The 9,342-nt window shown below is 66.9% G+C and carries 7 protein-coding genes; 2 read left to right on the top strand and 5 right to left on the bottom strand.

What is annotated here, in order from left to right; all coding sequences use genetic code 11:
- The 3 genes from ACOMG5_RS14855 to dprA form a co-directional block, all read right to left on the bottom strand.
- Positions 1–202 (bottom strand): CoA-transferase (locus ACOMG5_RS14855; protein ID WP_420344577.1); only part of this gene is annotated, 202 nt, incomplete at its 3' end.
- 78 nt (positions 203–280) lie between these two features.
- Positions 281–2,857, bottom strand: a complete 2,577-nt coding sequence (gene topA, locus ACOMG5_RS14850; protein WP_420344576.1) for a type I DNA topoisomerase — start codon at positions 2,855–2,857, stop codon at positions 281–283.
- Positions 2,858–2,947: 90 nt separating this feature from the next.
- Positions 2,948–4,099, bottom strand: a complete 1,152-nt coding sequence (gene dprA, locus ACOMG5_RS14845; protein WP_420344575.1) for a DNA-processing protein DprA — start codon at positions 4,097–4,099, stop codon at positions 2,948–2,950.
- Between the two features lie 182 nt (positions 4,100–4,281).
- On the opposite strand from dprA, the gene ACOMG5_RS14840 reads away from it, so the two are divergent.
- Both ACOMG5_RS14840 and ACOMG5_RS14835 read left to right on the top strand, forming a co-directional pair.
- On the top strand, positions 4,282–6,435 hold the full coding sequence (locus ACOMG5_RS14840; RefSeq protein WP_420344574.1) for an esterase-like activity of phytase family protein: 2,154 nt from the start codon (positions 4,282–4,284) through the stop codon (positions 6,433–6,435).
- Between the two features lie 154 nt (positions 6,436–6,589).
- Positions 6,590–7,441 (top strand): L,D-transpeptidase, encoded by an 852-nt coding sequence (locus tag ACOMG5_RS14835; protein ID WP_420344573.1) that lies wholly within the window; start codon positions 6,590–6,592, stop codon positions 7,439–7,441.
- Positions 7,442–7,479: 38 nt separating this feature from the next.
- On the opposite strand, the gene ACOMG5_RS14830 is transcribed toward ACOMG5_RS14835, so the two are convergent.
- Both ACOMG5_RS14830 and ACOMG5_RS14825 read right to left on the bottom strand, forming a co-directional pair.
- Positions 7,480–7,824, bottom strand: coding sequence for a cupin domain-containing protein (locus tag ACOMG5_RS14830; protein WP_420344572.1), 345 nt, complete (start codon positions 7,822–7,824; stop codon positions 7,480–7,482).
- Complete coding sequence (locus tag ACOMG5_RS14825) at positions 7,821–9,290, bottom strand: ABC transporter substrate-binding protein (RefSeq protein ID WP_420344571.1); 1,470 nt, start codon at positions 9,288–9,290, stop codon at positions 7,821–7,823. The genes ACOMG5_RS14830 and ACOMG5_RS14825 overlap by 4 nt, the downstream gene beginning before the upstream one ends.
- Positions 9,291–9,342: the final 52 nt, after the last annotated feature.

Here is a 9,342-nt window from a genome sequence, read left to right as displayed (position 1 = left end):
TGTCCAGAAGCTTGCCGAGCCCGAACCCGTCGACCCCGCAATTGTTCGACGCGATCGTCAGATCCTTCACCCCGCTCGCCACCAGCGCATCGATCAGAAGCTCCGGGATCCCGCAAAGCCCGAACCCCCCCGCAGCCAGCGTCATCCCGTCAGACAAAAGCCCGTCAAGAGCCGCCGACGCGGACATATATACCTTCGACATAAACCCCTCCCAGTGATCGTCCGAGAATTTGTGGCGAAGCGGCGGGGTGCTGTCAATCAACGGGCAGGCGTGCCGGGCTCAGCCCTCGCTCGCAGCCTTTTTCTTGGTCGCCGCCTTCTTGGCTGCGGGCTTTTTCGCCGGCGCCTTCTTTTCGGTGGCCTTGGCCTTGCGGGCCGGGGCTTTCTTGCCCCCTTTCCCGGCCTTGGCCGTGATCAGGGGCAGCGCCTCTTCCAGCGTCACCGTCTCCGGATCCATGTCCTTGGTGAGCGTGGCATTCACCTTGCCCCATTTCACATAGGGCCCGTAGCGGCCGGGCATGACCTCGACCACGCCGCCGTCGGGGTGCTCGCCGAGGCTGCGCAGCGCCTTGGCCGCGGCCCCGCGGCCGGGCCCGCGCGCCAGCTTCTGCGCCAGTACCTCGATTGCGCGGTTCATCCCGATGGTGAAGACCTCATCCACCTCCGGCAGGTTCGCATAGGTCGAATTGTGTTTCACAAACGGGCCGAAGCGGCCGATGCCGGCCTCCACCGGGGCGCCGTCCTCGGGGTGCGGGCCGATCTCGCGCGGCAGGCTCAGGAGCTGCAGCGCCTTCTCCAGGTCCATAGCCTCCGGCCGCCAGCCCTTCGGCAGCGAGGCACGCGGCGGCTTCGGCTGGTCCTCGGTGGGCTCGCCCTTCTGCACATAGGGGCCGAACCGGCCGATACGCAGCGTGACCTCCAGACCCTCATCATGGCCCAGAACGGTCCCGTCGAGCGCGGCCGCTTCGCCATCCGCAGGCACCGAGATCGGGCGCGTGTAGCGGCATTCGGGGTAATTGCCACAGCCGATGAAGGCCCCGCCGGAGCGCGCCGTCTTCAGATGCAGCCGCCCCTGATGGCACACCGGGCAGATCCGCGGATCGGTGCCATCGGCGCGCGGCGGATACAGATGCGGGGCCAGAACCTCGTCGATCTTGTCCAGCACCTCGGAGATCCGCAGCTCCGAGGTCTCGCCGATCGCGGCCGAGAAATCGCGCCAGAACCGGGCCAGCACATCCTTGTAATCGCGGCTGCCCGCAGAAATGTCGTCGAGCTGCTCTTCCAGATCGGCGGTGAAATCATATTCCACATAGCGGCGGAAATAATTGGACAGGAACACCGTCACCAGCCGCCCGGTATCCTCGGGGATCAGGCGGTTCTTGTCTTTCTTCACATAGCCGCGGTCGACGATCGTCGTCAGGATCGAGGCATAGGTCGAGGGCCGGCCGATGCCCAACTCCTCCATCCGCTTCACCAGCGTGGCCTCGGTGTAGCGCGGTGGCGGCTGGGTGAAATGCTGGTCGGGCGTGACCGATTTCTTCTCGGCCGGCTCGCCCTGCATGATCTGCGGCAGGCGGGCGCCGTCGTCGTCGTCGTCGTCGTCGCGGCCCTGATCGTAAATCTTCAGGAACCCGTCGAAGGTCACCACCTGGCCGGTGGCGCGCAGCTCCACCTGGGCATCGCGCGAGCCGATATCGACGTTGGTGCGCTCCAGCCGCGCGGCCTCCATCTGGCTCGCGAGCGTGCGCTTCCAGATCAGATCGTAAAGCCGCTGCTGGTCATCGGCGACCCTGATCTTGCCGGGGTCGAGGCTCATGTCCGTGGGCCGGATGCACTCGTGGGCCTCCTGCGCGTTCTTGGCCTTGTTCTTGTACATGCGCGGCGATTTCGGCACGTATTTTTCGCCGAAGCGGCGCTCGATCTCGGCGCGGGCGGCCATCACCGCCTCCGGGGCCATGTCGATGCCGTCGGTCCGCATATAGGTGATGTAGCCTGCCTCATAGAGCCGTTGCGCCGCCTGCATGCAGGCTTTCGCGCCCATGCCGAACTTGCGGCTGGCCTCCTGCTGGAGGGTCGAGGTCATGAACGGCGGGTAGGGATTGCGGCTCGCGGGTTTCGCCTCGACCGAGGTCACCGTGAGGTCGCGCGAGGTCACCGCCTGCACCGCCATTTCCGCATCCGTCGCGGTGGAGAGGTCGAACTTGTCGAGCTTCTTGCCGCCCAGTACGGTGAGGCGCGCGGTGTATTCCTGGCCGCGCGGCGTGCTCAGCACGGCGGTCACCGTCCAGTATTCGCGGGCCCTGAAAGCCTCGATCTCCATCTCGCGCTCGACGATCAGCCGCAGGCAGACCGACTGCACCCGGCCTGCGGAGCGCGCCCCCGGCAGTTTGCGCCAGAGCACCGGCGACAGATTGAAGCCCACGAGGTAATCCAGCGCCCGCCGCGCCAGGTAGGCCTCCACCAGCGGCTTGTCGACCTGGCGCGGATGCTGCATCGCCTCGGTGATCGCGGCTTTGGTGATCGCGTTGAAGGTCACGCGCGACACTTTTTTCGATTTCAGCTTCGAGGCCAGTGCCTGCTCCAGGTGCCACGAAATCGCTTCCCCTTCGCGATCGGGGTCGGTGGCGAGGATCAGTTCGTCATCCGAGGCCAGCGCATCGGAAATCGCCTTGATATGCTTTTTCGAATCGCTCGCGACTTCCCATTTCATCGCGAAATCGTCGTCGGGGTCCACTGAGCCATCCTTCGGCGGCAGGTCGCGGACATGCCCGAAAGAGGCCAGGACGGTATAGTCCGAGCCCAGATATTTGTTGATCGTCTTGGCCTTGGCGGGGGATTCGACAACGACGACGGCCATGACTTCCTCTTCAAATACTCGGTCGGCTTCTGGGCGGGCAAAATGTGGGTGCGCGGCACGGAATGTCAATGCGGCGTGTATAACCCGAGATCACAGACGGCTGATCATTCCCCCGGGGTGGCGCTCGACGAGGCCTTCGATCTCCAGTTCAACGAGCAGACGCGTCAGGGCAGGGGCCTCGCAGGAGAGGCTGCGCAGCAGGTCCTCCTCATGCATCGGCTGCGGGCCGAGGGCCTCCATCACCTGCTCCATCAGCATGTCCGGGTCGGCGGCCGGGGCCGGTGCCTTCGGGGCGGCGGGGGTCTCGCGCGGGGACGGCGCTTCGGGGGCTGCCGCGGCGGGGGGCTGTTCGGGGGTGACGGAAAGAGCCAGCGCTTCGGCAATGTCGTCGATGCCGCGGATCAGCACGGCTCCGTCGCGGATCAGCATATTGCATCCCGCGGCGCGGGCATCGAGCGGATGGCCCGGCACGGCCAGCACCTCGCGCCCGTAATCGAGCGCCAGCCGCGCGGTGAGCAGGCTGCCCGAGCGGGCCGCCGCCTCCACCACCACGGTCGCGCGGCTCAGCCCCGCGATGATCCGGTTGCGCTGCGGAAAATGCTGGGCGCGCGGCTCGTGCCCGGGCGGCAGCTCCGCCAGCCGCAGCCCGCGATGCGCCATCTTCTGCGCCAGCTCCGTGTTTTCCGCCGGGTAGATCACATCGATGCCGCCCGCCTGCACGCCGATGGTGCCGGTATCCATGGCCGCGTCATGGGCGGCGGCGTCGATCCCGCGGGCGAGGCCCGACACCACCACGATGCCGCGCGCGCCAAGATCGGCCGCCAGCCTGCGCGCCATGCGCAGCCCGAGCGAGGAGGCGTTGCGCGCGCCGATCACGGCGATCATCGGCCGGTTCAGCAATTCGAGGGTGCCCATGGCCCAGAGGACGGGCGGGGCATCGGCCAGCGGCAGCAGCGCCGCGGGGTAGCCCGGCCCGCCATGATGCAGCAGCTGCGCCCCGGCGCGCTTGCCGGCGGCGAGCTCGGCGCCGGCGACGGCTTCGGGGCAGGCTTCGTAATCGGAGACGCCGGCGGCCCGGGCCAGATCGGGCAGGGCGCGGAGCGCCGCGCGGGCGGAGCCATGCTCGGCCAGCAGACGATGAAAGGTCGTGGCGCCGACGCGGCGGGAACGAACGAGGCGGAGGATGCTCAGCTCATCTTCTTCCGTGGTGGGTGGGGTGAAGGGGGTGCGACAAGAAAACAACCTGCTTTCATCCTCTTCGCCTCGTTCGCAAGATCTTTCTCGCAGCACAAAGTTAACAAGGCGTTTACGTCAATTTGATTCGTTTCCAGTCTGGGGCGGGGTTCACCGAAACGTCGCAGGACTGTTGCGCCACTGTCACCTCACTTCGGCATCGCATCCGCAAAACCATCAGGAGTGACCCTATGATCCTGCGACTGACGCTTGGCGGACTGCTGGCGCTGAGCACCGCCCTGCCCACGCTGGCCGCCCCCACCTTCAACCGGATCGCCTCCTTCGCGGTGGCGGACAATGCCGCAGGCGACAAGAGCGCGGAAACCTCGGCCGAAATCATCGCCGCCTCCGAGGACGGGATGGTGCTGGTCTATACCGACAGCCCGGCGGGCCTGATCGGGCTGATCGACATCGCCGAGCCGACGGCGCCGAAGGGCCTCGGCGAAGTGGCGATGCAGGGCGAGCCCACCTCCGTCACCGTGATCGGGCCGAATGCGCTCGTGGCGGTAAACACGTCGGAGAGCTATGCGGCGCCCTCCGGGCGGCTGGCGGTCGTGGATCTGGCGAAGAAGGCGGCGCTCGCGTCCTGCGATCTCGGTGGGCAGCCCGATTCCATCGCGCGCTCGAAGGATGGCAGCTTCGTCGCCATCGCGATCGAGAATGAGCGCGACGAGGATCTGAACGATGGCGCGCTGCCGCAGATGCCCGCGGGCTATCTGGTGACGCTGCCGGTGAAGAACGGCATGCCCGATTGCGCCGGGCTGAAGAAGATAGACGTCAGCGGCCTGAGCGAGATTGCGCCCGAGGACCCGGAGCCCGAATTCGTGGATATCAACGATCGGGGCGATATCGTCCTGACGCTGCAGGAGAACAACGCGCTGGTCGTGGTGGCGGCCGATGGCAAGATCCGCCAGTTCAGCGCGGGCACGACGAGCCTCGACGGCATCGACACGAAAAAGGACGGCAAGCTCGACTTCACCGGCAAGATTACCGATGTGCCGCGCGAGCCCGACGGCGTGGCCTGGATCGACACCGAGCATTTCGCCACCGCGAACGAGGGCGACTGGAAGGGCGGCACGCGCGGCTGGTCGATCTTCGATACGGCGGGCAAGCTGGTCTGGGATTCGGGCAACAGCTTCGAGCGCGCGCTGGCCGAGATCGGCCATTTCCCGGAAGGCCGCGCCGGCAAGAAGGGCGTAGAGCCGGAATCGGTGCGCGTGGGCACGTTCGACGGCCAGCGGCTGGCCTTCGTGGGCTCGGAGCGCGGCTCGGCGGTGGGTGTCTATGACGTGAGCGATGTAGCCGCACCGAAGCTCCTGCAGCTGCTGCCCTCGGGGATCGGGCCGGAAGGCTTCGCCACGATCCCGTCGCGCGGGCTGCTCGTCTCGGCCAACGAGACGGACCTCGGCGCAGACGGGGCGGCGCGGTCGCATGTGATGATCTATCGCCGCGCCGAAGGCCCGGCCTTCTATCCGACGCTGACCTCGGCGGGCACGGCAGAGCTGATCGGCTGGGGCGCGCTGTCGGGGCTCGCGGCCGATCCGGAGAAGCCGGGCACGTTCTATGCGATTTCGGACAGCGCCTATGGCGCGCAGCCGCGGATCTTCACCATCGACGCGACGACCCATCCGGCCAGGATCACCGCGGCGCTGAGCGTCACCCGCGATGGTGCCCCGGCGCAACTGCTGGACATGGAAGGCATCGCGCTCGATGGCAAGGGCGGGTACTGGATCCCCAATGAGGGGCGCTCCGACAAGATGATCCCGCATGGCATCCTGCACCTGGACGCGAAGGGCGCGATCAAGGAGCAGATCGGCCTGCCCGATGAGCTGGCCCTGGCCCAGACCCGCTTCGGCTTCGAAGGGATTGCCAAGGTCGGCGACGTGCTGTGGATGGCGCAGCAGCGCCCCTGGAAGGACGACCCGAAGGGGCAGACGAAGCTGGTGGCCTATGACACCAAATCCAAGGAATGGGGCGCGGTCGGCTATCCGCTGGAGAAGGGCGCGGAAGGCTGGATGGGCCTGTCCGAGCTCACCGTGCAGGGGGAGCATGCCTATGTGATCGAGCGCGACAACCTGATCGGCGACAAGGCCGCGGTGAAGCGGATCTACCGGGTGAAGCTCTCCGATCTGAAGCCCGCGCCGCTCGGCTCCGAGCTGCCGGTGGTGCAGAAGGAAGAGGTGCGCGACCTGATCCCCGATCTGAAGCGCAACGGCGGCTATGTCGTCGACAAGGTCGAGGGGTTCGCGATCGACGCGCAGGGGCAGGGCTGGATCGTCACCGACAATGACGGCCTCGACGACAGCTCGGGCGAGACCCTGTTCCTCTCTCTCGGCAAGCTCTGATCGCTGGCAGAGCCACGGCAAAACGCGGCTTGGGGAACCCACCCCGGGCTTTTTGCAGGGTCTGAGGGAACCCGAAGGCGCCCGCGGGACTTGACCTGATGCCGGAGGCCGGGGACATCTCCCTGAAGCGCTTTTCGTGAAAACAGGTGTCGTCTTGGATGTGATCGCGTGTCGCCGTGGCCTCGGCGTTCTGGCTTGCCTCTCGGTTCTGGCGCTGGCGGCCTGCGGTGGAAGGAATGCGGCCAGCACGCCGCCGCCGGTTCCCGCGGCCTATCAGGCGCGCGAGGACGGGGCCAATCATATCCCGGCCGTCAATCCGGCCTACCTGACCGCGCGCAACCAGCGGCAATGGGTGGCCTATACCGGGCCGGAGGCGCCGGGCACGATCGTCGTTGATCCCTACGCCCGCGTGCTCTATCATGTGGTGGAGCCGGGGAAGGCGATGCGGATGGGGATTGCCGTCGGCAAGGAGGGCAAGGGCTTCGCAGGCAATGCCGTGATCCGGCGCAAGCGCGAATACCCGTCCTGGACCCCGACCGCGAACATGATCCGCAACGACCCGGACCTTTATGGCCCGCTGGCGGGCGGGCTGCCCGGCGGGCTCGACAACCCGCTCGGCGCGCGCGCGCTCTATCTCTATCAGGGCAATCGCGACACCTACTACCGCATCCATGGCACGATGGACCCGAGCTCGATCGGCAAGGCGACTTCTGCGGGCTGCATCCGGCTGTTCAATCAGGATATCATCGACATGTTCGAGGAAGTGCCGCTGGGCACGCCCGTCCATGTGCGCAGCGCCTCCGAAAGCCTGGCGATGGAGGGCGCGATGGTGGAGCTGCACACGGGCTATGTCGTCTCGGCCAATGATATCGACGCGATCGAGGCCGATCAGAAGGCCTATAATGCGGGCCAGATCATGGATTACGCCACGGTGGAGCAGCAGCAGCACGCCGCCGCAGTGGCTTCGGCCGAGGAGCGCGAGCGCCTCCTGACCGGCCAGAACTGAGCGCGAGGGCGGGGCCCGCAGGCCCCACCGCCGATGGATCAGCGGAACAGGATCACATAATCCTTGCGGAGCGTTTCGAGCACGCGCCAGACGCCGCTGTAGCCCGGGCGCAGCACGAGCGAATCGCCCGCAGCAAGCTCCACCACGGTGCCGTCGTCGGCCTCGAGAACCGCGCGGCCTTCGTGGACGTAGATGTATTCCCATTCCTCATACACAGTGCGCCACGCGCCGGGGGTGGATTGCCACACGCCGCAATAGAGGCCGTTGTCGTCGTCCAGGTTCCAGGTGGTGTGGACGGGGTCGCCCGCGACGAGCATGTCGGCATCGGGGCGGGTGACCTCGGGTTCGATTCCGTCGGTCTTCAGGCGTTCGATCAGCATCATGGCTTCCAGTGGACTTGAGTGAGGTCATTCGCCGGGGTCGGCGCATTCTCCCATAGCCCGATCAGATCGGCATTCGCCACCCCGGTCTTGGCCAGCTGAAAGAGATAAGCGTTGACGTAATCGCGCGCGATCATCTCCTCGGCCTGCTTCGTCAGCGCGGCGCGCTGGGCGGGGCTCGTGGCGCGGTCGAGCTCCGACATCAGCGTCACGAAATCCGGCTTGCCATAGCCGAAATAATATTCGGGCCGGGCATAGATATTGATGTCGAAGGGCTCGGTATGGCTGACGATGGTCAGGTCGAAGTCATGTGCCTTGAACACCTGCTCCAGCCATTGCGCCCATTCCACATTGGTGATCTGCGTGGCGATCCCCACCGCGGCGAGCTGCGCGGCCACGATCTCGCCGCCCCGGCGGGCATAGCTCGGCGGCGGCAGCGCGAGGCGCAGGCTCAGATCCTTCACCCCGGCCTCCGCCAGCAGCGCCCTGGATTTCGCCGGGTCATAGGCGGAGAGCCCGGTGAGATCGACGTAATCCGGATGATGCGGGGCGAAATGGGTGCCGATCGGCGTGCCGTAGCCATACATGGCGCCGTCGATCACCTCCTGGCGGTTGATCGCATGGGCGATGGCCTCGCGCACGCGGGCGTCGTTCAGAGGCGGGTTGCGGTTGTTCATGGCGAGGATGGTCTCGCCCTCCGTGGTGCCGATCATCACCCGGAACCGCGGGTCGCTCTCGAACTGGACGAGCGTTTCCGGGGCGGGAAAGCTCGGGAAGGCATCCACATCCCCGGCCATCACCGCGGCGAAGGCGGCGGTCGGATCCGAGATGAAGCGGAAGGTCGCGCGCGCCAGTGCGGGCTTCGTGCCCCAGTAGCCCGGGAAGGCTGCGAGCGTCACATGGTCGCCCCGGACCCAGTCCTCGAAGCGGAACGGGCCGGTCCCGACAGGGTGCGTGGCCTCATTGGCCACCGATTCCGGCGCGACCATCACCGCATCGCCCCAGGCCATCTTGAACGGGAAGGCACCGTCGGGGGCGGACAGGCTGACCTTCACCGTGAGCGGGTCGATCACCTCGACCGCGGCGATGCCGGCAAACAGGGCCTTCTGCGCATTGGTGCTGTCGTCGGCCGCGGCGCGCTCCAGGCTGAATTTCACATCCTGCGCATCGAAGGTGGTGCCATCGTGGAAGGTGACGCCCGGCGCCAGATGGAAGGTATAGGCGCTGCCATCTTCCGATATATCCCAGCGGGTGGCCAGGGCTGGGCGCACCGAGCCATCCGCGGCGAAGCGGGTCAGGCCCTCGAAGACATTGGCATAGACGATCTCGTCAATCGCGGCGGCGGCGCCCGCGGTCGGGTCCAGGTTCGGCGGTTCCAGCACCATTCCGATCGTCACGGCATCCGGGGCGGCAAGCGCGGCCGCGGCCCATAGGGCAAGCGGCGCGGCGGCGATCAGGCGGTGGAACATCGGGCCTCCTGCGGGGGTCGGTATCTTCGGGGCAGCGGCATCAAGGGATTTG

Origin of the sequence: Paenirhodobacter sp. (genome assembly GCF_041916475.1) — a bacterium.
Lineage (GTDB): Bacteria > Pseudomonadota > Alphaproteobacteria > Rhodobacterales > Rhodobacteraceae > Rhodobacter.
Note: the sequence above shows the minus strand (reverse complement) of the source record. Positions and strands in the feature narration are given on the sequence as shown.